The organism is Streptomyces sp. RKAG293 (assembly GCF_023701745.1).
Taxonomy (GTDB): domain Bacteria; phylum Actinomycetota; class Actinomycetes; order Streptomycetales; family Streptomycetaceae; genus Actinacidiphila.
Genome location: NZ_JAJOZB010000001.1, coordinates 6097746 through 6118286 on the forward strand (window position 1 = coordinate 6097746; position 20541 = coordinate 6118286).

The window sequence follows — 20541 nt, forward strand, 5'->3', positions numbered from 1 at the left end:
GGAGGGCAATCAGTGAACGTGCTGCTCGCCGAGGTGGCGCAGGCCGCCCAGCGGCTGGCCGACGCCGGCGTGCCGTCCCCGCGTTTCGACGCGGAGGAACTGGCCGCGTACGTGCACGGCGTCAAGCGCGGCGAGCTGCACTCGGTCGCCGACTCCGAATTCGACGCCCGCTACTGGGAGGCGGTCGCCCGCCGCGAGGCGCGTGAACCGCTCCAGCACATCACCGGGCGCGCCTTCTTCCGGTATCTGGAGCTCCAGGTCGGGCCGGGCGTCTTCGTCCCCCGCCCGGAGACGGAGTCGGTCGTCGGCTGGGCGATAGACGCCGTACGGGCCATGGACGTGGCCGAGCCGCTCATCGTCGATCTCTGCACCGGATCCGGCGCCATCGCGCTGGCCCTGGCCCAGGAGGTGCCGCGGTCCCGCGTGCACGCCGTGGAGCTGTCGGAAGCGGCCCTGGAATGGGCCCGCAAGAACATCGAAGGAAGCAAGGTCCAGCTGGAGCACGGCGACGCGCTCACCGCGTTCCCCGAGCTCAACGGCCAGGTGGACCTCGTCATCAGCAATCCGCCGTACATCCCGCTCACCGAGTGGGAATATGTGCAGCCCGAGGCGCGTGACCACGACCCCGAACTGGCCCTCTTCTCGGGTGAGGACGGCCTCGACACCATCCGCGGCATCGAGCGCACGGCGCACCGGCTGCTGCGGCCGGGCGGCGTCGTGGTGATCGAGCACGCGGACTCCCAGGGCGGTCAGGTTCCGTGGATCTTCAAGGAGGACGCCGGCTGGGCCGACGCCGCCGACCACCCCGATCTGAACAACCGGCCCCGCTTCACGACGGCGCGCAAGGCGACGCCATGATGACGGTGGCTCGCGCCGGCAGCCTGGTGCCGGGGGTACGGGGGTCGTCCCCCGGGAGAAAACAGCACGACGGCGCGCAAGGCGACGCCATGATGACGCGGGTCAACTGCACGCACGGCGCCGCAGCGGCGCACAGCCTGGAGGTCAGCTAATGGCACGGCGTTACGACTGCTCGGACGCGACCGACCGCGCCGCCGGACTGCGCGAAGCGACGTCCGCCATCAAGCGTGGTGAGCTCGTCGTGCTGCCCACCGACACCCTGTACGGCATCGGCGCGGACGCGTTCGACGCCCAGGCCGTCGGCGATCTGCTGGAGGCCAAGGGCCGGGGCCGCAACATGCCCTCCCCGGTGCTGGTCGGCTCCCCGAACACGCTGCACGGCCTCGTCACGGACTTCTCCGAGCAGGCCTGGGAGCTCGTCGACGCCTTCTGGCCCGGCGCGCTCACCCTCGTCGCCAAGCACCAGCCGTCCCTGAACTGGGACCTCGGCGACACCCGCGGCACCGTCGCGGTCCGGATGCCGCTGCACCCCGTCGCGATCGAACTGCTGACCGCCACCGGCCCGCTCGCGGTGTCCAGCGCCAATCTGACCGGGCACCGTTCCCCCGAGGACTGCGACGCCGCCCAGGAGATGCTCGGCGACTCCGTCGCGGTGTACCTGGACGCCGGGCCGACGCCCGCCACCGTCCCGTCGTCCATCGTCGACGTGACCGGCAAGATCCCGGTGCTGCTGCGGGCCGGCGCGATCAGCGCCGACCAGCTCCGAGAGGTCGTACCCGACCTGGAGGAGCGCAATTGACCGCGCCCGAAAGGCGTGGCATACCGGGTCAGCGCGATGACCGCTTCCGCATCCTCCACGTCTGCACCGGCAATGTCTGCCGCTCGCCGATCGCCGAGCGGCTGACCCGTCATGAGCTGACGCTGCGCCTCGGCGACGGTGCCGACGGGATCCTCGTCGAGTCCGCCGGCACCTGGGGGCACGAAGGCGCGCCCATGGAGGCGCACGCCGCCGCCGTCCTCACCGAGTACGGCGCCGACGCGTCCGGGTTCATCGGCCGTGAGCTGCTCGACGACCACGTCATCGACGCCGACCTGGTGCTGACCGCGACCCGCGACCACCGCGCGCAGGTCATCTCGATGGGGCACGCGGCGGGGCTGCGCACCTTCACGCTGAAGGAGTTCACCCGGCTGGTGCGGGCCATAGACCCCGCGACCCTCCCCGAGGGCAGCGTGTCGGACCGCGCCCGCGCGCTGGTGCGTGCCGCCGCCGCGCTGCGCGGCTGGCTGCTGGCCCCGAGCGCCGAGGCCGACGAGGTCTACGACCCCTACGGCGCCCCGATCGGGTTCTTCCGCAGCATCGGCGAGGAGATCCATAGTTCCCTCGACCCGGTCGTCACCGCGCTGACCGGAATCCGTACCCCGACCCCCCGGTAGGACCCCGAGCCACCGGCAGGCCGGGTGCGGCCGGATCCGGCACGTGTTGCTCCGCTCGCCGGGCGCCGCGGCGGCGGCGCCCCTACAGTTGGGTGCAGTAACCCGACCCTCCTGCGGGAGTCCAGCCATGCCGGTCGCCGAAAAAACCTCACAGACCCCGCTGCGGCCCGCCGCCCAGACGTGGCATCCGGACTTCGACGCGCTGCGGCGGCAGGACCCGGAGCTGGCGGGTGTGCTGCTCGCCGAGCTGGAACGGCAGAGCACCACACTGCAGTTGATCGCGGGGGAGAACTTCACCTCGTCCGCCGTCCTGGCCGCGCTGGGCTCGCCGCTCGCCAACAAGTACGCCGAGGGCTATCCCTCCCGCCGGCACCATTCCGGGTGCGAACTGGTCGATGTGGCGGAGCGGCTGGCGGTGGAGCGCGCCACCGGCCTGTTCGGCGCCGCGCACGCCAACGTGCAGCCGTACTCCGGCTCGTCGGCCGTCCTGGCCGCGTACGCGGCGCTGCTGGTCCCCGGTGACAAGGTGCTCGCGATGGCGCTGCCGCACGGCGGCCACCTCACGCACGGCTCGCAGGCGAACTTCTCCGGCCGCTGGTTCCGCTTCGTCGGCTACGGGGTGACGCCGCCCGGTGCCCCGGACGGCGGCGGACTGATCGACTACGACCAGGTACGGGCACTGGCCCGGGAGCACCGCCCCAAGGCGATCGTGTGCGGTGCCATCGCGTACCCCCGGCACATCGACTACCGGACGTTCCGGGAGATCGCCGACGAGGTCGACGCGTATCTGATCGTGGACGCGGCGCACACCCTGGGCCTGGTCGCCGGCGGCGCCGCGCCCAGCCCCGTGCCGTACGCGGACGTGGTGTGCGCCACCACCCACAAGGTGCTGCGCGGACCGCGCGGCGGGCTGATCCTCTGCGGCGCGGACCTCGCCCAGCGCATCGACCGGGCGGTCTTCCCGTTCTCGCAGGGCGGCCCGCATCTGCACTCCATCGCCGCGAAGGCGGCGGCCTTCGCCGAGGCCGCGACCCCGGCGTTCGCCGCGTACGCGCACCAGGTCGTCGCCAACGCGCGGCTGCTGGCCGACGCGCTCGCCGCCGAGGGGATGACGATCACCACCGGCGGGACCGACACCCATCTGATCACCGCCGACGTCACTCCGCTGGGTGTCACCGGAGTACAGGCGAGAGGACGCTGCGCCGCCGCCGGAATCGTCCTCGACAAGTACGCGCTCCCGTACGATCCGCAGCCGTCCGACATCGCGTCCGGCATCCGGATCGGTACCGCCGCGGTGACCACCCAGGGCATGGCGGAACCGGAGATGTCGCAGGTCGCGCCGCTGATCGCCCGAGCGCTGCGCGAGGAGCAGGGGCTCGCGCCCGAGGTCGCGCAGTTCGTCGGAGGCTTCCCGCCGTATCCGGCGTGACCGGTCTTCCGGAGGCGGTGGAACCACGGGCCGGTATCTGTGAGTCTTCGCAGATGTTCGCAGCTGGGAGTACGACGCCACTAAGGTGTGACGCTGTGAGGACCTGCCCGACGCCCCTGAAGCACCGCTTCGTCCGGCCGACCCTGCCGGAGGCAGCCCTGTGCGCGAGTATCTGCTGACGCTTTGTGTGACCGCCGCCGTCACGTATCTGCTGACGGGCCCGGTGCGGAAGTTCGCGATCGCGGCCGGCGCCATGCCGGAGATCCGTGAGCGGGACGTGCACCGGGAGCCGACACCGAGGCTCGGCGGGATCGCGATGTTCGGCGGGCTGTGCGCGGGTCTGCTGGTCTCCTCCCATCTGTGGAACCTCAGCAGTGTCTTCGAGCTGTCGAACGAGCCGCGGGCGCTGCTCTCCGGAGCGGGCCTGATCTGGCTGCTGGGCGTGCTGGACGACAAGTGGGGCGTGGACGCGCTGATCAAGCTCGGCGCCCAGATGATCGCCGCGGGCGTCATGGTGCTGCAGGGTCTGACGATCCTGTGGCTGCCGGTCCCCGGTGTGGGCACCGTCTCCCTGTCGCCGATCCAGTCCACGCTGCTCACCGTCGCGCTGGTCGTGATCACCATCAACGCCGTCAACTTCGTTGACGGCCTCGACGGCCTGGCGTCCGGCATGGTCGCCATCGCCGCCATCGCGTTCTTCATGTACGCGTACCGCATGTGGTACGGCTACGGCGTCGAGGCGGCCGCCCCCGCGACGCTGTTCAGCGCCATCCTCATCGGGATGTGCCTGGGCTTCCTGCCGCACAACCTGCACCCGGCCCGGATCTTCATGGGCGACTCCGGCTCGATGCTGATCGGTCTGGTCCTCGCCTCGTCCGCGATCTCCATCACCGGCCAGGTGGACCCGGACGCCATCACCGACATGACGGGGTCCACCCGCGAGACCGTGCACTTCATGGTGCCGGTCTACATGCCGCTGCTGCTGCCGCTCACGCTGATCGCGATCCCGGCCGCGGACCTGGTGCTGGCCATCGTGCGCCGCACCTGGAACGGGCAGTCGCCGTTCGCCGCCGACCGCGGCCATCTGCACCACCGGCTGCTGGAGATCGGACACTCGCACAGCCGGGCCGTGTTGATCATGTACTTCTGGTCGGCGCTGATCGCGTTCGGCGCGGTCGCGTTCTCGCTCAACTCCTCCAGCCTGTGGATCGTGCTGGTGATCATGGTCCTCAGCGCCGTCGGCCTGGTCGTGCTGCTGCTGCCGCGGTTCCGGCCGCGCGCGCCGCGCTGGGCCGAGGCGTTCGTGCCGCCCCGCTACCGCCGCAAGCGCCGCACCACGCAGGCCGCGCAGCTCGCCGCCGAGCAGCTGATCCGCGCCGGCGGAGCGGCCGGCGTGCACGGTTCGACGGCGATCGGCGACCGCTCCCGGCTGCCCGACCGACGCCCGGTCGACAGCCGCAGGTAATCGGCTGTTCGCCTCTACCAGACGCCGAGTTGGACGTCAGCGGGACGACACGCCAACTACTCCTTCCGTGTGACAGGCAGCACACTTACAAGGTAAAGACCGCATCAAATACTTTGTGATACCGTTCACGAAACCCGGGAAACAAGCCGAAAGACCCTAGTGCGACGGTCTTCCGGCGTGAGGCACGTCCTCGGTCCGGGTCTACGCTCGTCTCCGACGACCAGCCGCTTTCCCCCAACTCCCGCCGGAGGAGCTGCCACCATGCAGTCCAACGACGTCCGAACGTTCCTCAACTGTGCTGTCCCTGCCGCCGCCGCCGGTGTCATCGCCGTCGTTGTCAGCAGCGTGGTCGCCGGTGGCAAGGGAGCGCTCGGCGCCGCTTTCGGCACGTTCGTGGTGATCGCGTTCATGTCGATCGGCCTGTTGGTTCTGCAGCGAGTGGCGAAGTCGTACCCGGCGCTGTTCCAGATGATGGGGCTGGCGCTGTACACGACCCAGATCCTGTTGCTCGCGGTGGTCCTCGCGGTGTTCAAGAACACCTCGCTGTTCAACCAGCGGGCCTTCGCCTTCGCGCTTCTCGGTACGACCCTCGTCTGGATCGCCGCACAGGCCCGAGCCCATATGAAGGCGAAGATCCTGTACGTCGAGCCTGACTCCGCCGGGTCCACGTCGTGAACCGTAGGGCCGGTGTAAAGACGTCTCCGCTCATTTGCTATCGTCCGGTCTCAACTGCGGCACAGCTGGCGCGGGTGGCGGAGCCGCCTGCACAGTCTCTCGGCGTCGAGCCGATGAGCCGCCCCCATTTCTGCCAGACCAGTCCAGTGCCGTTCCGTGGCTGTACGCCGCGCCGACACATCGAGGTTGCCGTACCCATGCGCCACGCTGAAGGAGCTCGCGGTGAGTGCTGACCAGGTTCTCGCCTTCGAGACCAACTGCCACATCTTTGACGGGTGCGGCTTCCCGGCTCCCGGCCTGAATTCCTTCGTGTTCGACCCGATGTTCACCATCGGCGGCCATGACTTCAACAAGCCGATGCTGCTGGCTCTGCTGAGCACCGTCGTCATCGTCGGCTTCTTCTGGGCGGCCTTCGGCCGCGCGAAGGTCGTCCCGGGCAAGCTGCAGATGGTCGGCGAGGCGGGCTACGACTTCGTCCGCCGCGGGATCGTCTACGAGACGCTCGGCAAGAAGCAGGGCGAGAAGTACGTCCCGCTGATGGTCACCCTGTTCTTCATGGTCTGGATCATGAATATCTGGTCGATCATTCCGATCGCCCAGTTCCCCGTGACCTCGATCATCTCCTTCCCGGCCGCCATGGCCCTGATCGTCTACGTCACATGGATGACGCTGACCTTCAGGAAGCACGGTTTCGTCGGCGGCTTCAAGAACCTCACCGGTTACGACAAGTCGCTCGGCCCGGTCCTCCCGCTGGTCATGTTCCTGGAGTTCCTCTCCAACGTGATCGTGCGGCCGTTCACCCACGCGGTCCGGCTCTTCGCCAACATGTTCGCCGGTCACCTCCTGCTGCTGATGTTCACCATCGCCAGCTGGTACCTGCTGAACGGAATCGGCATCGCCTACGCGGGCGTCTCCTTCGTGCTGACGATCGTGATGACCGCCTTCGAGCTCTTCATCCAGGCCGTCCAGGCGTACGTGTTCGTGCTGCTGGCCGCCACCTATGTACAGGGCGCGCTCGCCGAGCACCACTGAGCACCCGCGCCTCCCCGTCCAACAGATGTCCGGTGGCCAACCCCCACCGGTCCGTGAAAGAGAAGGAAGAACCGGCATGTCCGCTCTCGCGCAGACCCTCGCCGCTGGCGTCGAAATCAAGGGCAACCTCGGCTCGATCGGCTACGGCCTCGCCGCCATCGGCCCCGGTGTCGGCGTCGGCATCATCTTCGGTAACGGCACCCAGGCCCTTGCCCGTCAGCCTGAGGCTGCCGGCCTGATCCGTGCCAACCAGATCCTCGGCTTCGCCTTCTGTGAGGCGCTCGCCCTCATCGGTCTGGTCATGCCGTTCGTCTACCCGACCAGCTGATTACGGCACTAGATCCTTTCGACGGAAGGCACTGATGTGATCGCCCTGGTACAGATGGCGGCCGAGGAGGCGGAAAACCCCCTCATCCCGCCGATCCCCGAGCTCATCATCGGCCTGATCGCCTTCGCCATCGTCTTCGGCTTCCTCGCCAAGAAGCTCCTCCCGAACATCAACAAGGTTCTGGACGAGCGCCGCGAGGCCATCGAAGGCGGCATGGAGAAGGCCGAGGCCACCCAGGCCGAGGCGCAGCAGACGCTCGAGCAGTACCGCGAGCAGCTCTCCGAGGCCCGGCACGAAGCCGCGCGACTGCGCCAGGAGGCGCAGGAGCAGGGCGCCGCGCTCATCGCCGAGATGCGCGCGGAAGGCCAGCGGCAGCGCGAGGACATCGTCACGGCCGGCCACGCGCAGATCGCGGCCGACCGCAAGGCCGCCGCGCAGGCGCTGCGCCAGGACGTGGGCAAGCTCGCCACCGACCTGGCCGGCAAGCTCGTCGGCGAGTCCCTCGAGGACACCGCCCGGCAGAGCCGCACCATCGACCGCTTCCTCGACGAGCTCGAGGAGAAGGCCGAGGCCACGCGATGAACGGCGCGAGCCGCGAGGCACTGGCCGCCGGACGCGAGCAGCTCGACGCGCTGACGGACAACACGTCCGTCGACGCGGCGAAGCTCGGGGAAGAGCTGGCCTCCGTCACGGGGCTGCTCGACCGTGAGGGATCGCTGCGGCGTGCCCTGACCGACCCGGCGAAGACCGGCGAGGCCAAGGCGGGACTGGCCGAGCAGCTGCTCGGCGGCCAGATCGGCGGAGAGACCCTCGACCTCGTGTCGGGCCTGGTCCGCTCCCGCTGGTCCCGGTCGCGTGACCTGACGGACGCGGTGGAGGAGCTTTCCTACGCCGCCGACCTGGTCGCCGCCCAGCGCGTGGGCGCTCTCGACGACGTCGAGGACGAGCTGTTCCGCTTCGGCCGGATCGTCTCCGGCAGCAGCGAGCTGCGGGCCGCGCTGACCGACAAGGTCGCCGCGACCTCGGCCAAGGCCGAGCTGCTGCGCTCACTGCTCGACGGCCGGGTCAGCCCGGTCACCGAGCGACTGGTCGCCCGGCTTGTCACCCACCCGCGGGGACGTAGCCTGGAAGCAGGGCTCGAAGCCCTGTCCAAGCTGGCAGCCGCCCGCCGTAATCGGATGGTCGCGGTGGTGGTCTCGGCCGTACCGCTGACCGACCAGCAGAAGCAGCGCCTCGGCGCCGCGCTGGCCAAGCTGTACGGCCGGCAGGTGCACCTGAACCTCGACGTGGACCCGACGGTCCTCGGCGGGATCACGGTGCGCGTAGGCGAAGAGGTCATCAACGGCACCATCGCCGACCGCCTCGAAGAGGCGGCCCGGCGGATGGCCGGCTGAGACCAGCCACCAACTCAAGAGCATGACCGCGGCCCGAGTTGGGCCGTAGCGAGGTGCCTGCCGGGGACGACCCCAGGCACCCGCAGGAAACTTCGGGCCCAACAAGGAGAGCAGGGAACCCAGATGGCGGAGCTCACGATCCGGCCGGAGGAGATCCGGGACGCGCTGGAGACCTTTGTCCAGTCGTACCAGCCGGACGCCGCCTCGCGCGAGGAGGTCGGCACGGTCAGCGAGGCCGGTGACGGCATCGCGAAGGTCGAGGGTCTTCCCTCGGCCATGGCGAACGAACTGCTGAAGTTCGAGGACGGGACCCTCGGTCTCGCGCTGAACCTCGAAGAGCGCGAGATCGGCGCGATCGTCCTCGGCGAGTTCAGCGGTATCGAGGAGGGCCAGCCGGTGCGACGCACCGGAGAGGTCCTGTCCGTCGCGGTCGGCGAGGGTTACCTGGGCCGGGTCGTCGACCCGCTCGGCAACCCGATCGACGGCCTCGGCGAGATCGAGACGGACGCCCGGCGCGCCCTGGAGCTGCAGGCTCCCGGCGTCATGGTGCGTAAGTCGGTGCACGAGCCGATGCAGACCGGCCTCAAGGCCGTCGACGCGATGGTGCCGATCGGCCGCGGTCAGCGTCAGCTGATCATCGGCGACCGCCAGACGGGCAAGACCGCCCTGGCCGTCGACACGATCATCAACCAGCGTGACAACTGGCGTTCCGGCGACCCGAAGAAGCAGGTCCGCTGCATCTACGTCGCCATCGGCCAGAAGGGCTCCACCATCGCGTCCGTGCGCGGTGCGCTGGAGGAGGCGGGCGCTCTCGAGTACACGACGATCGTCGCGGCTCCGGCGTCCGACCCGGCCGGCTTCAAGTACCTCGCCCCGTACACCGGTTCGGCCATCGGCCAGCACTGGATGTACCAGGGCAAGCACGTCCTGATCGTCTTCGACGACCTGTCGAAGCAGGCCGACGCCTACCGCGCCGTCTCCCTGCTGCTCCGCCGCCCGCCGGGCCGCGAGGCGTACCCGGGTGACGTCTTCTACCTGCACTCCCGTCTCCTCGAGCGTTGCGCGAAGCTCTCGGACGCCATGGGCGCGGGTTCGATGACCGGTCTGCCGATCGTCGAGACCAAGGCGAACGACGTGTCGGCGTTCATTCCGACCAACGTCATCTCCATCACCGACGGCCAGTGCTTCCTGGAGTCCGACCTGTTCAACGCGGGCCAGCGCCCGGCGCTGAACGTCGGTATCTCGGTCTCGCGAGTCGGCGGCAGCGCGCAGCACAAGGCCATGCGCCAGGTGTCCGGCCGACTGCGCGTGGACCTCGCCCAGTACCGCGAGCTGGAGGCGTTCGCCGCCTTCGGTTCCGACCTGGACGCGGCGTCCAAGAACCAGCTGGAGCGCGGCAAGCGCATGGTCGAGCTGCTGAAGCAGGGCCAGTACGCGCCGTACTCGGTCGAGGACCAGGTCGTCTCCATCTGGGCCGGCACCACCGGCAAGATGGACGACGTCCCGGTCGAGGACATCCGCCGCTTCGAGCGGGAGCTCCTCGACTACATGGGCCGCGAGCACAAGGGCCTGATGAACAGCATCGTCGAGGGCGCGAAGATGTCCGACGACACGCTGCAGGCGCTTGCCGAGTCCGTTGCCACCTTCAAGCAGCAGTTTGAGACGTCGGACGGCAAGCTCCTGGGTGAGGGCTGAGCATGGGAGCCCAGCTCAGGGTCTACAAGCGTCGCATCAAGTCGGTAACCGCGACCAAGAAGATCACCAAGGCGATGGAGATGATCGCCGCCTCGCGCATCGTCAAGGCGCAGCGTCAGGTGGCGGCATCGGGTCCGTACGCGACCGAGCTCACCCGCGCGGTGACCGCGGTCGCCACGGGCTCCAACACCAAGCACGCCCTGACCACCGAGGTCGAGTCGCCCACCCGGGTCGCGGTTCTGCTCATCACGAGCGACCGCGGCCTGGCCGGCGGGTACTCGTCCAACGCGATCAAGGCTGCGGACCGGCTCGCCGAGCGGCTTCGCTCGGAGGGCAAGGAGGTCGACTCGTACCTCGTCGGCCGTAAGGCCGTCGCGTACTACAACTTCCGTGAGCGGAAGGTCGTGGAGTCCTGGACGGGCTTCACCGACCAGCCGTCCTACGGGGACGCCAAGGCGATCGCCGCACCGCTGATCGCGGCGGTGCAGCAGGACACGGCCGAGGGCGGTGTGGACGAGATCCACATCGTGTTCACCGAGTTCGTCTCGATGATGCTGCAGTCGCCGGTGGACAACCGGCTGCTGCCGCTCAGCCTCGACGCGGAGGCGCTGGAGGCGCAGGAGGAGTCGCACGGCAAGGGAGAGATCCTGCCGCTGTACGACTTCGAGCCGTCGGCTGAGGGCGTCCTCGACGCCCTGCTGCCGCGGTACGTCGAGAGCCGTATCTACAACGCGCTTCTGCAGGCCGCCGCTTCCGAGCACGCTGCCCGTCGTCGTGCGATGAAGTCGGCGACCGACAACGCCGGAGACCTCGTCAAGAAGCTCTCCCGGCTTGCCAACGCGGCCCGCCAGGCCGAAATCACCCAGGAAATCAGCGAGATCGTCGGTGGCGCGAGCGCCCTCGCCGACGCTAGCGCGGGGAGTGACTAACCACTATGACCACCACTGTTGAAACGGCCACGGCTACTGGCCGCGTCGCTCGGGTCATCGGCCCGGTCGTCGACGTGGAATTCCCCGTCGACGCGATGCCGGAGATCTACAACGCTCTGCACGTCACGGTCGCTGACCCGGCCGAGGACGGCAAGCTGAAGACGCTGACCCTGGAAGTCGCCCAGCACCTGGGTGACGGCCTGGTCCGCACCATCTCGATGCAGCCCACCGACGGTCTGGTGCGCCAGTCCCCGGTGACCAACACGGGCTCGGGCATCACCGTCCCCGTCGGCGACGTCACCAAGGGCAAGGTGTTCAACACCCTCGGTGAGATCCTGAACGTGGACCCGTCCACGGTCGAGATCACGGAGCGCTGGCCGATCCACCGCAAGGCCCCGGCCTTCGACCAGCTCGAGTCCAAGACCGAGATGTTCGAGACCGGCGTCAAGGTCATCGACCTGCTGACCCCGTACGTCAAGGGCGGCAAGATCGGTCTGTTCGGTGGTGCCGGTGTCGGCAAGACCGTGCTGATCCAGGAAATGATCTACCGCGTCGCCAACAACCACGACGGTGTGTCGGTGTTCGCGGGTGTCGGTGAGCGTACCCGTGAGGGCAACGACCTCATCGAGGAGATGACCGAGTCCGGCGTCATCGACAAGACCGCGCTGGTCTTCGGCCAGATGGACGAGCCCCCGGGCACCCGTCTCCGTGTGGCGCTCGCCGGTCTGACCATGGCGGAGTACTTCCGCGATGTTCAGGGCCAGGACGTGCTCTTCTTCATCGACAACATCTTCCGGTACACCCAGGCGGGCTCGGAGGTGTCCACCCTGCTCGGCCGTATGCCGTCCGCGGTGGGTTACCAGCCGAACCTGGCCGACGAGATGGGCATCCTCCAGGAGCGCATCACGTCGACCCGCGGTCACTCGATCACCTCGATGCAGGCGATCTACGTCCCCGCGGACGACCTGACCGACCCGGCCCCGGCGACGACCTTCGCCCACTTGGACGCGACGACCGTTCTGTCGCGTCCGATCTCGGAGAAGGGCATCTACCCGGCGGTCGACCCGCTGGACTCGACGTCCCGGATCCTGGACCCGCGCTACATCGCGCAGGACCACTACGACTGCGCCATGCGCGTCAAGGGCATCCTGCAGAAGTACAAGGACCTCCAGGACATCATCGCGATCCTCGGCATCGACGAGCTGGGTGAAGAAGACAAGCTCACCGTCTTCCGCGCCCGTCGGATCGAGCGCTTCCTGTCGCAGAACACCCACGTGGCGAAGCAGTTCACCGGTGTGGACGGCTCCGACGTGTCGCTCGAAGAGTCGATCACGGCGTTCAACGCCATCGCCGACGGTGACTACGACCACTTCCCCGAGCAGGCGTTCTTCATGTGCGGCGGTATCGAGGACCTGGTGCGCAACGCCAAGGAGCTCGGCGTCAGCTGAGTCCGGCGGCACGACGCGCGGGGGGTGGACGGTGCGTACGACAGCACCTTTCACCCCCTGCGCACCCGCGGGAGCGGGTCCCTGGCGGTAACGCCGGGGAAACCTCCACTATTCTTTGACCCAACACCCGCCGGAAGCGGTGGGTGCCGAACCGAGGAGCCGTCTTGGCTGAGCTGCACGTCGAGCTGGTCGCAGCGGACCGCAGTGTCTGGTCCGGCGAAGCCACCATGGTCATCGCGCGCACGCCGTCCGGTGACATCGGCGTCATGCCGGGACACCAGCCGCTGCTGGGTGTGCTGCTGTCCGGTCCCGTGACGATCCGTACGAGCGACGGTGGGACCGTGGTCGCCGCCGTACACGGTGGATTCCTCTCCTTCGCCGACAACAAGCTCTCGGTGCTCGCCGAGATCGCGGAGCTCGCCGACGAGATCGACGTCGCGCGTGCCGAGCGGGCTCTGGAGCGTTCCAAGGCCGACACCGACGCAGCCGCCGAAAGGCGTGCCGAGGTCCGGCTGGCCGCCGTTTCGAGCGGTCACTGAGCGGATATACCTGGATGCCGCGGACAGCCCATGGGGCGGTCCGCGGCTCCGGCACAGTAAGGGCGGTAGCCATTCCTAGGCGAGGAGGTCGGTGGGCGTGATCCTCGCTTTTCAGGTGTGTGGCGGGATTGTGGCGGCGGCGCTGCTGGGACTGTTCGTCTTCGGGCTCCGCCGGCGGCTGATCCAGCGCCCCGGCGGCACCTTCGACTGCAGTCTGCGACCGGCCCCGGCCGACGGGGAAGAGGTCGAGTCCACCGGCAAGGGCTGGGTCTACGGTGTGGCCCGCTACAGCGGTGACCGGATCGAGTGGTTCCGGGTCTTCTCGTACTCGCCGCGGCCGCGGCGCGTGCTGGACCGTCCCGCGATCGAGGTGCTCAGCCGCCGGCCCCCGCAGGGCCAGGAGGAGCTGGCACTGCTCTCCGACGCCACCGTGCTGCTGTGCGCGCACCGCGGCACCCGGCTGGAGCTGGCGATGAGCGAGGACGCCCTGACGGGCTTCCTGGCCTGGCTGGAAGCCGCACCGCCTGGCCAGAGAGTGAATGTGGCGTAAGCCCCTGTCCTACGTGAGAAGCCCTCGACCGCCGTGCACGGCAGTCGAGGGCTTCTGGCTGTCCCCGGCCGGGGACGACGGGCGGCGTGTCGGGCCCCGGCCGGGGGGCTTCTACTTGAGCCCGCTGTCCACGGACGTCATGAGGGTTCCGGTGTCACCGGACATCTCCCAGATCATCGCGCCGAGCAGGTTCTTGGACTTGATCCAGGCGCTCTTCTTGCCGATCGACCAGGTGTCGTCGAAACTCCACCACTGGCCGTTGGCGCCGGTGTAGCCGTACGTCGCCACGGACTGCTCGTCGTGGTAGACGGTGAGGCCGCCGACCGAGGCGATCAGGTTGCTGTAGCCGCGGGTGCCGGACTCCTCGGGGAACTGGCCGGGCGCGGCCCCGTTGGCCGCCTGCCATTCACCGTGCGCGCCACCGTCGGTGACCTGCTGCCAGCCGCGCCCGTAGAAGGCGAGGCCGATGGTGAGCTGGCGGGGGCTGACGCCGGCGCCGAGGTATTTGTTGACGGCGCCCTCGACGCTGAAGTGGGTGGTGTACGGGTCCTGGGTGTCGGGATAGAGGTTGGCCTGGTGGCCGGTGCGGAGCGGTTCCCAGCTGTTGTCGCTGCCGGAGCCGTGGAAGTCGTACCCCTGGACGTTGGCGAAGTCCATCGACTTGAAGATGCCGTTGGCGCTGATGTCCCAGCCGAGGTCGACCTTGGCCGGGTCGGCCGGGGTGAACGCGGTGAGCAGGTACTTCTTCCCGGTGGTCGTGGTGAGCGCGTTCATCTGGGTGCGGAACTCGGCCAGCAGCGCGGTGAGGTTGGCCTTGTCCGCGGTGGAGTAGTGGTTGCCGGGGTGCCCGTCGGGCGAGCCGGGCCACTCCCAGTCGATGTCGACGCCGTCGAAGACACCGGCCGCGGAGCCGGGGCCGCCGCGTCCGTTGCTGACGGGCAGGTTGCCCTTGAGGTACATGTCGATGCAGGACTGCACGAACTTCTGCCGGGAGGCCGCGGTCTTTGCGGCGTCCGAGAAGTACTTGCTGTAGGTCCAGCCGCCGATCGAGATGTTGACCTTGAGGTTCGGGTACTTGGCCTTGAGCTGCTTGATCTGGTTGAAGTTGCCGGCCAGCGGCTGGTCCCAGGTGTCGGTGCTGCCGTTGACGGACTCGCCGGCGCTGAAGCCCTTCTCGTAGTCCGCCCAGGAGTCACCGGCGCCGTCCCCCTGGTTGGGGTCCTCCGGGTTGCTGGTGGTGGCCTTGGTGACGCCGTTCATGCAGGTCAGGTTGGCCGGGTCGATGTTGGAGAAGGCGTAGTTGATGTGCGTGAGCTTCGCCGCCGCGCCCGTGCTGACCAGGGACTTCACGGTGTAGCCGCGGCCGTAGATGCCCCACTGCACGAAGTAGCCGACCTTGGCGTACGTGCCGCCCGGGTCGCCGCCGCCTCCGCCGGTGGTGTGCACGATGGCCGCGTTGCTCGCCGGGCCGGTCTGGTCGATGGTGTCGCGGGCCTTGACGGTGTAGACGTAGTCGGTGCCCGCGGTCAGACCGGTGTTGGTGTAGGTGAGGCCGGTGACGGTCGCCACGGTGTTGCCGTCGCGGATGACGTCGTAGTTCTTGACGCCCTTGTCGTCGGTCGCCGCCGTCCAGGAGAGGGTGGCGGAGGTGTTGGTGATGCCGCTGGCCGTGGGGGCGCCGGGGGCGGATGGCGGGTTGTCGCCCGGTGGCACCGTACCGCCGTCACAGGAACCGCCGTTGACCTTGCAGCCGCTCGGGCTGCCGGAGCCCGCGCCGTTGAAGCCGAAGCTGGCGCTGGCGCCGGGGGCGAGGGTGCCGTTCCAGCCCACGTTCTTGGCGGTCCAGTGGTTGGCGGTGTGGGTGACGGTCGCGTCCCAGAAGGAGGTGACCGAGGTGCCGGTGGGGTAGTCCCATTCGACGGTCCAGGAGGTGATCGTCGTCGTACCGGTGTTCTTGATGGTCCAGCCGGCACCGAACCCGGTGCCCCAGTCGGACGATTTGGCGTAGGTCGCGGTGGCGGACGCGGCCGCGCTCGCCTGGGTGGCCAGACCGACGATCGCGGCCAGCGGGAGCAGCAGCGCGGTGGCGACCGCGGCTGATCTGCGCCGGAAGAGCTGTGCGGTTCCTGTTCTCAAGGGTGCTCCTCGAGGTTGGGGGGAAGGGGGGAACCTGCGCCGCCCGGAGAGCACGCCCGACAGTCATTCCGACGGTGGATCATCGCGTGATTGTCATGGTCCGCTCACCATCTGTTGTGTGGGTGAGCGTAGAAAGGTCTGGACCATAGGTCAAGAGGTCTGGACCATACCCAACTCCTGTGCCAGTACCGCCGCTTGGACCCGGCTGCGCATCTCCAGCTTCCCCAGGATCCGGCTGACGTGCGTCTTCGTCGTCGCCTCAGCCATCTCCAGCCGCACCGCGATCTCGGCGTTCGACTGCCCGCTGCCGAGACACGCCAGCACCTCGCGCTCGCGCGGGGTCAGTACGTCCAGAACGGCGGGGTCGGCGGACCGCTTCACCGGCTGCCCGGCGAACGCTTCGATGAGCCGCCGGGTGACCGCCGGGGCGATCATCCCGTCGCCGCGCGCCACCAGCCGCACCCCCTCCAGCAGCCGCTCCGCGTCGGTGTCCTTGAGCAGGAAGCCGGCGGCGCCCGCGCGCAGCGCTCCGAAGACGTACTCGTCCAGGTCGAAGGTGGTCAGCACCAGGACGTCCGCGAGCTGCTCGGCGACCACCCGCCGGGTCGCCTCGACACCGTCGAGACGTGGCATCTGGATGTCCATCAGCACCACGTCAGGCCGCAGTTCGCGGGCCAGCAGCACCGCTTCCTCGCCGTCGGCCGCCTCGCCGACCACCTCGATGTCGGGGGCGGAGCGCAGGATCATCACCAGCCCGGCGCGCACGGCACTCTGGTCCTCGGCCACCACCACACGGATCATCCGGCTCTTCCCCCGCAGTCGACGGGCAGTACCGCCCGCACCCGCCACACCTTGCCGTCACCGTCAGCGGCCTGCTCCAGGCCCGCCTCGAAGGAGCCGCCGAGCAGCTCCGCCCGCTCCCGCATACCGATCAGCCCCGAACCGGACCCGGGCGCGCGCGGACCGTCCCGGTCGCCGAACGGGCTGCTGACGGTGCCGGTGAGGGCCTGTTCGTCCTGCTCCAGCACGACCAGGACCTCGCCGGGCGCCGCGTGCTTGAGCGCGTTGGTCAGCGACTCCTGCACGATCCGGTACGCCGCCAGCTCGACGGGAGTCGACAGCGGGGGAGCGTCGTGCGGGCGGTCGTCCCGCAGCGCGAACGTCTGGCCGCTCTCGGCGCCGCCGGCGCGGGCGTGCCCCAGCAGCGCGTCCAGCGCCTTCAGCGTGGGCGCGGCGGCCGGCGCCGCGTCCCCCTCGGTGTCCCGGAGCAGCCCGATCAGCCGGCGCATCTCGGACAGCCCCTGGACGCTGTTCTCCCGGATCACCCCGAGCGCGTCACGGGCCGGGCCCTCGCGCTTGTCGATCGACAGCGCGGCCGTGGAGTGGATGGCGATCGCGGAGAGGTGGTTGGCGACCATGTCGTGCAGCTCCCGCGCCATCCGGGCGCGCTCCGCCGTCACCGCCTGCTGCCGGTCCAGCTCGGCCAGCAGCGTCGTCTGCTCGGCCTGCAGCGTCGCCGCGTCCGCGGTGTCGCGGTGCTGCCGGACGATGATCCCGCTCCAGGCCGGGGCCACCGAGATCAGTGCGCAGATCAGGCCGCCGGACAGCGCCTGCGCGTTGCGCTGGGTCAGCGCCAGGGTGATGGTGATCGCCGTCGTCATGACGATGCTCACGGCGGGCACCGACCGGGTCATCCGCTTCGGGCCGTACAGCACGGCCGCGTAGACGATGTCGGTGAACATCAGCACCGTGACCAGCAGGGACCCCAGGATCATGTCGGCGGTCAGGGCCACCACACCGGTGATGATCGCCACGGCCGGCGCGGTACGGCGCAGCAGCTCGCACCCCGCCATGAGCGTCAGCGGCAACAGCGTTCCGTAGGGCGGGATCACATGCCCCCGGCCCGAATGCGTGAAGAGGCCGAACGACCACATCACCAGCCCGCCGAGCAGCCCGGCGACGGCGATCCGCACATCGGTCCGGTGCGGGCGGGGGAGGGCGAGCGGCATGCGTCCATCACAGCACGCCGCGGGGGGTCCGGGCGTCGTCTGCCGGTCGTAGGCCGGTACATCGAAGGATGCAGACGCGGATCGTCAGGCGCGACGACGCAACCGGGCGGGACGCCCGCGAGGCTGGAGGAAACCGAGGGAGAGGTATCAGGCAATGATCATCACCGTGATCGTCGCGTGCGAGATCGGCTTCTGGCTGGTGCTGGCCGCCGGGCTCGTCCTGCGCTACCCGTTGCGGCGGCCCAAGGCCGGTGCGGTGGTCCTGGCCTGCGTGCCGCTGGTGGACGTGGTGCTGCTCGCCGCCACCGTCCTTGACCTGCGCGCGGGCGCCACCGCCGACGGGAAGCACGGGCTGGCCGCCGCCTACATCGGCTTCTCCATCGCCTACGGCCACTCCATGGTGCGGTGGGCCGACGGCCACTTCGCCCACCGCTTCGCCGGCGGACCGAAGCCGGCCGGAGCGCCGAAGTACGGCAGGGCACGCGCCGTCCACGAGTGGCGGATGCTCGCCCGCACCGCGCTCGCGGCGGTCATCGCCGTGGTGCTGCTGCAGGCGGCCGAATGGGCGGTCGGCGACGCGGACCGGACGGACGCGCTGACACAGTGGCAACTGCGGATGGCGATGATCACCGGCATCAACCTGGTCATCGCCGCCGGCTACACGATCTGGCCGAAGCGCGAGCCGGCCGCCGTCCGGCGGGCCTGAGCGCTACCGGACGGCCCGTCCTTCGGGAAGCGGCGCCCGTCAGCGCTCGCCGCCCGGCACCCACAGCACGTCGCCGAGCTCCTTGTTGGCCGTCCGCGCCAGGATGAACAGCAGGTCCGACAGCCGGTTGAGGTACGTCGCGGTGAGCGGGTTCATGATCTCGCCGTACTGCTCCAGCGCCACCCACGTCGAGCGCTCCGCGCGCCGGACCACCGTGCAGGCGGCGTGCAGCAGGGCCGCCCCCGCGGTCCCGCCGGGCAGGATGAAGCTGCGGAGCTTCTCCAGCTCCTCCAGGAAGCGGTCGCAGTCGCCCTCCAGCTTGTCGATGTACGACTGCTCGACGCGCAGCGGCGGGTACTTGGGGTCCTCGGCCACCGGCGTGGCGAGGTCCGCACCGACATCGAAGAGATCGTTCTGCACTCGGGTGAGGACCGCGGAGACCTCCGCCGGGAGCGAGCCCAGCGCGATGGCCACCCCGATGGCGGCGTTCGCCTCGTTGGTGTCCGCGTAGGCCGAGATTCGCACGTCGGTCTTGGCGGTGCGGCTCATGTCGCCGAGGGCGGTCGTGCCGGTGTCCCCGGTGCGGGTGTAGATGCGCGTCAGATTGACCATACGGCCGAGCGTAGTCACGCACCGGCCCTGGTGAAGACCCGTGTGCCCACCGTCACGGACACCGGTCGGACCTGGTAGCCGGTCAGATCGCCTGGCTGCAGAACACGGTGATGCGCGGCATCGGCCGCGCGATGGCCGACGGCGGCGAGCCCAACGAGGTCTCGCGGGCGGTCCTGGTCAAACTGGACGCCATGGAAGCCCTGCTGAGCGACGAGATCCTCAACTATGCGACGAAAGACACAGAGTGACCCGCCTCTCTTCCTACTGCGCGGGGGTGTGAGCGGGCGCTAAGGTCCGGCCAGAATCCCCGAACGTAAAGGTGTGTGTCGTGGCGAAGAAGCTCGCCGTCATCGGAGCCGGTCTCATGGGCTCCGGCATCGCTCAGGTATCGGCGGCAGCCGGTTACGACGTGGTGCTGCGTGACGTCACGGACGAGGCGCTCGCCCGCGGTCTGGGCGGCATCCAGGCCTCGTACGGGAAGTTCGTCGCCAAGGGGAAGATGACCGCCGAGGACGCCGAGGCGGCGCTCGCCCGGATCACCACCACCACCGAGCTGGAAGCCGTCGCCGACGCCGACATCGTCGTCGAGGCGGTGTTCGAGAAGATCGAGGTCAAGCAGGAGATCTTCCGGGCGCTCGACAAGATCGCCCGACAGGACGCCATCCTCGCCTCCAACACCTCCGCCATCCCGATCACCAAGATCGCGGCGGTCACGGAGCGCCCGGAGCGCGTCGTCGGCACCCACTTCTTCTCGCCGGTACCGCTGATGCAGCTGTGCGAACTCGTGCGCGGCTACAAGACCAGTGACGAGACGCTGGCCGCCGCCAAGGCCTTCGCCGAGGAGATCGGCAAGACCTGCATCGTCGTCAACCGCGACGTGGCGGGCTTCGTCACCACCCGGCTGATCTCGGCGCTCGTCGTCGAGGCGGCCAAGCTCTACGAGTCCGGGGTCGCGTCGGCCGAGGACATCGACATCGCCTGCAAGCTCGGCTTCGGCCACGCGATGGGTCCCCTGACCACCGCGGACATGACCGGCGTCGACATCCTGCTGCACGCCACCGGCAACATCTACGCCGAGTCGCAGGACGAGAAGTTCGCCGCACCGGAGATCATGCGCCGCATGGTCGACGCCGGCGACCTGGGCCGGAAGAGCGGACAGGGCTTCTACACGTACTAACCCTTTTCACTCCCAGGAGTGAATTCGGTATCGGTTCGCTCACAGACGGCAACGTTTATATGCGACGAACCGTCAGTTGTGGTGAGCCATCGCGGAACCCATCACACCATCACTCCACCGGGAGC

General features: G+C 69.2%; 22 protein-coding genes. 18 read left to right on the forward strand and 4 right to left on the reverse strand.

The genetic code is table 11. From position 1 onward, the window contains the following. Positions 1-12 precede the first annotated feature (12 nt). The 15 genes from prmC to LNW72_RS27225 all read left to right on the forward strand — a co-directional run bounded on the left by prmC (position 13) and on the right by LNW72_RS27225 (position 13776). A complete protein-coding gene (gene prmC / locus LNW72_RS27155) occupies positions 13-858 on the forward strand; it encodes a peptide chain release factor N(5)-glutamine methyltransferase (protein ID WP_250977753.1) in 846 nt (281 codons plus the stop codon). Positions 859-1009: 151 nt separating this feature from the next. After that, complete coding sequence (locus tag LNW72_RS27160; protein ID WP_138355971.1) at positions 1010-1657, forward strand: L-threonylcarbamoyladenylate synthase; 648 nt, start codon at positions 1010-1012, stop codon at positions 1655-1657. Continuing rightward, entirely contained in the window at positions 1654-2292 is a 639-nt protein-coding gene (locus LNW72_RS27165) for a protein-tyrosine-phosphatase (RefSeq protein ID WP_138355970.1), read from the forward strand. The genes LNW72_RS27160 and LNW72_RS27165 overlap by 4 nt, the downstream gene beginning before the upstream one ends. A gap of 127 nt (positions 2293-2419) precedes the next feature. Further along, the gene (gene glyA / locus LNW72_RS27170) at positions 2420-3721 is read left to right on the forward strand and encodes a serine hydroxymethyltransferase (RefSeq protein WP_250977754.1); all 1302 of its coding nucleotides are present in this window, start codon (positions 2420-2422) and stop codon (positions 3719-3721) included. A 160-nt stretch (positions 3722-3881) separates the two neighbouring features. After that, a complete protein-coding gene (locus LNW72_RS27175; protein ID WP_138355968.1) occupies positions 3882-5186 on the forward strand; it encodes an MraY family glycosyltransferase in 1305 nt (434 codons plus the stop codon). A gap of 261 nt (positions 5187-5447) precedes the next feature. Next, on the forward strand, positions 5448-5861 hold the full coding sequence (locus LNW72_RS27180) for a hypothetical protein (RefSeq protein ID WP_250977755.1): 414 nt from the start codon (positions 5448-5450) through the stop codon (positions 5859-5861). A gap of 222 nt (positions 5862-6083) precedes the next feature. Continuing rightward, positions 6084-6893, forward strand: coding sequence for a F0F1 ATP synthase subunit A (gene atpB / locus LNW72_RS27185; protein WP_250977756.1), 810 nt, complete (start codon positions 6084-6086; stop codon positions 6891-6893). Between the two features lie 76 nt (positions 6894-6969). Beyond that, positions 6970-7221, forward strand: coding sequence for an ATP synthase subunit C (locus tag LNW72_RS27190; RefSeq protein WP_018535366.1), 252 nt, complete (start codon positions 6970-6972; stop codon positions 7219-7221). Between the two features lie 36 nt (positions 7222-7257). Continuing rightward, positions 7258-7803: a F0F1 ATP synthase subunit B gene (locus tag LNW72_RS27195; protein WP_250977757.1), complete on the forward strand. Its 546-nt coding sequence runs from the start codon at positions 7258-7260 to the stop codon at positions 7801-7803. Then, entirely contained in the window at positions 7800-8615 is an 816-nt protein-coding gene (locus LNW72_RS27200; protein WP_250977758.1) for a F0F1 ATP synthase subunit delta, read from the forward strand. Before LNW72_RS27195 ends, LNW72_RS27200 begins: the two co-directional genes overlap by 4 nt. Positions 8616-8738: 123 nt before the next feature. Beyond that, positions 8739-10310: a F0F1 ATP synthase subunit alpha gene (gene atpA, locus LNW72_RS27205; protein ID WP_250977759.1), complete on the forward strand. Its 1572-nt coding sequence runs from the start codon at positions 8739-8741 to the stop codon at positions 10308-10310. Positions 10311-10312: 2 nt separating this feature from the next. Beyond that, positions 10313-11239, forward strand: a complete 927-nt coding sequence (locus LNW72_RS27210; protein ID WP_250977760.1) for a F0F1 ATP synthase subunit gamma — start codon at positions 10313-10315, stop codon at positions 11237-11239. A 5-nt stretch (positions 11240-11244) separates the two neighbouring features. Further along, positions 11245-12687, forward strand: coding sequence for a F0F1 ATP synthase subunit beta (gene atpD / locus LNW72_RS27215; RefSeq protein ID WP_164293367.1), 1443 nt, complete (start codon positions 11245-11247; stop codon positions 12685-12687). A gap of 164 nt (positions 12688-12851) precedes the next feature. Next, the gene (locus LNW72_RS27220) at positions 12852-13226 is read left to right on the forward strand and encodes a F0F1 ATP synthase subunit epsilon (RefSeq protein WP_187145018.1); all 375 of its coding nucleotides are present in this window, start codon (positions 12852-12854) and stop codon (positions 13224-13226) included. A gap of 97 nt (positions 13227-13323) precedes the next feature. Further along, a complete protein-coding gene (locus LNW72_RS27225; RefSeq protein WP_250977761.1) occupies positions 13324-13776 on the forward strand; it encodes a DUF2550 domain-containing protein in 453 nt (150 codons plus the stop codon). Positions 13777-13887: 111 nt separating this feature from the next. Here LNW72_RS27225 and LNW72_RS27230 read toward each other — a convergent pair whose 3' ends face one another. From LNW72_RS27230 to LNW72_RS27240, 3 genes are all read right to left on the reverse strand, one after another. Next, the gene (locus tag LNW72_RS27230; protein ID WP_250977762.1) at positions 13888-15912 is read right to left on the reverse strand and encodes a glycoside hydrolase family 18 chitinase; all 2025 of its coding nucleotides are present in this window, start codon (positions 15910-15912) and stop codon (positions 13888-13890) included. Positions 15913-16062: 150 nt separating this feature from the next. Next, a complete protein-coding gene (locus LNW72_RS27235) occupies positions 16063-16713 on the reverse strand; it encodes a response regulator transcription factor (RefSeq protein WP_250977763.1) in 651 nt (216 codons plus the stop codon). After that, complete coding sequence (locus LNW72_RS27240; protein WP_250977764.1) at positions 16710-17921, reverse strand: histidine kinase; 1212 nt, start codon at positions 17919-17921, stop codon at positions 16710-16712. Before LNW72_RS27240 ends, LNW72_RS27235 begins: the two co-directional genes overlap by 4 nt. Positions 17922-18075: 154 nt before the next feature. Between LNW72_RS27240 and LNW72_RS27245 the strand changes: the two genes are divergently transcribed. Beyond that, positions 18076-18627: a hypothetical protein gene (locus LNW72_RS27245; RefSeq protein WP_250977765.1), complete on the forward strand. Its 552-nt coding sequence runs from the start codon at positions 18076-18078 to the stop codon at positions 18625-18627. 39 nt (positions 18628-18666) lie between these two features. Here the strand turns inward: LNW72_RS27245 and LNW72_RS27250 are convergent, their stop codons facing one another. After that, entirely contained in the window at positions 18667-19239 is a 573-nt protein-coding gene (locus LNW72_RS27250) for a cob(I)yrinic acid a,c-diamide adenosyltransferase (protein WP_250977766.1), read from the reverse strand. Between the two features lie 110 nt (positions 19240-19349). Here LNW72_RS27250 and LNW72_RS27255 point away from each other — a divergent pair, with 110 nt between their 5' ends. Next, positions 19350-19487: a hypothetical protein gene (locus LNW72_RS27255; RefSeq protein ID WP_250977767.1), complete on the forward strand. Its 138-nt coding sequence runs from the start codon at positions 19350-19352 to the stop codon at positions 19485-19487. A gap of 80 nt (positions 19488-19567) precedes the next feature. Next, positions 19568-20416 carry a 3-hydroxyacyl-CoA dehydrogenase family protein gene (locus LNW72_RS27260; RefSeq protein WP_250977768.1) on the forward strand — a complete coding sequence of 283 codons (849 nt, stop codon included), beginning with the start codon at positions 19568-19570 and terminating at the stop codon, positions 20414-20416. Positions 20417-20541 lie beyond the last annotated feature (125 nt).

Bases quoted from the DNA above. Each gene is read 5' to 3' on its own strand.
- LNW72_RS27160 (WP_138355971.1), top strand. From the start codon at position 1,010: ATGGCACGGCGTTACGACTGCTCGGACGCGACCGACCGCGCCGCCGGA.
- glyA (WP_250977754.1), top strand. From the start codon at position 2,420: ATGCCGGTCGCCGAAAAAACCTCACAGACCCCGCTGCGGCCCGCCGCC.
- LNW72_RS27180 (WP_250977755.1), top strand. From the start codon at position 5,448: ATGCAGTCCAACGACGTCCGAACGTTCCTCAACTGTGCTGTCCCTGCC.
- LNW72_RS27190 (WP_018535366.1), top strand. From the start codon at position 6,970: ATGTCCGCTCTCGCGCAGACCCTCGCCGCTGGCGTCGAAATCAAGGGC.
- LNW72_RS27200 (WP_250977758.1), top strand. From the start codon at position 7,800: ATGAACGGCGCGAGCCGCGAGGCACTGGCCGCCGGACGCGAGCAGCTC.
- atpA (WP_250977759.1), top strand. From the start codon at position 8,739: ATGGCGGAGCTCACGATCCGGCCGGAGGAGATCCGGGACGCGCTGGAG.
- LNW72_RS27210 (WP_250977760.1), top strand. From the start codon at position 10,313: ATGGGAGCCCAGCTCAGGGTCTACAAGCGTCGCATCAAGTCGGTAACC.
- atpD (WP_164293367.1), top strand. From the start codon at position 11,245: ATGACCACCACTGTTGAAACGGCCACGGCTACTGGCCGCGTCGCTCGG.
- LNW72_RS27235 (WP_250977763.1), bottom strand. From the start codon at position 16,713: ATGATCCGTGTGGTGGTGGCCGAGGACCAGAGTGCCGTGCGCGCCGGG.
- LNW72_RS27240 (WP_250977764.1), bottom strand. From the start codon at position 17,921: ATGCCGCTCGCCCTCCCCCGCCCGCACCGGACCGATGTGCGGATCGCC.
- LNW72_RS27245 (WP_250977765.1), top strand. From the start codon at position 18,076: ATGATCATCACCGTGATCGTCGCGTGCGAGATCGGCTTCTGGCTGGTG.
- LNW72_RS27250 (WP_250977766.1), bottom strand. From the start codon at position 19,239: ATGGTCAATCTGACGCGCATCTACACCCGCACCGGGGACACCGGCACG.
- LNW72_RS27255 (WP_250977767.1), top strand. From the start codon at position 19,350: ATGCGCGGCATCGGCCGCGCGATGGCCGACGGCGGCGAGCCCAACGAG.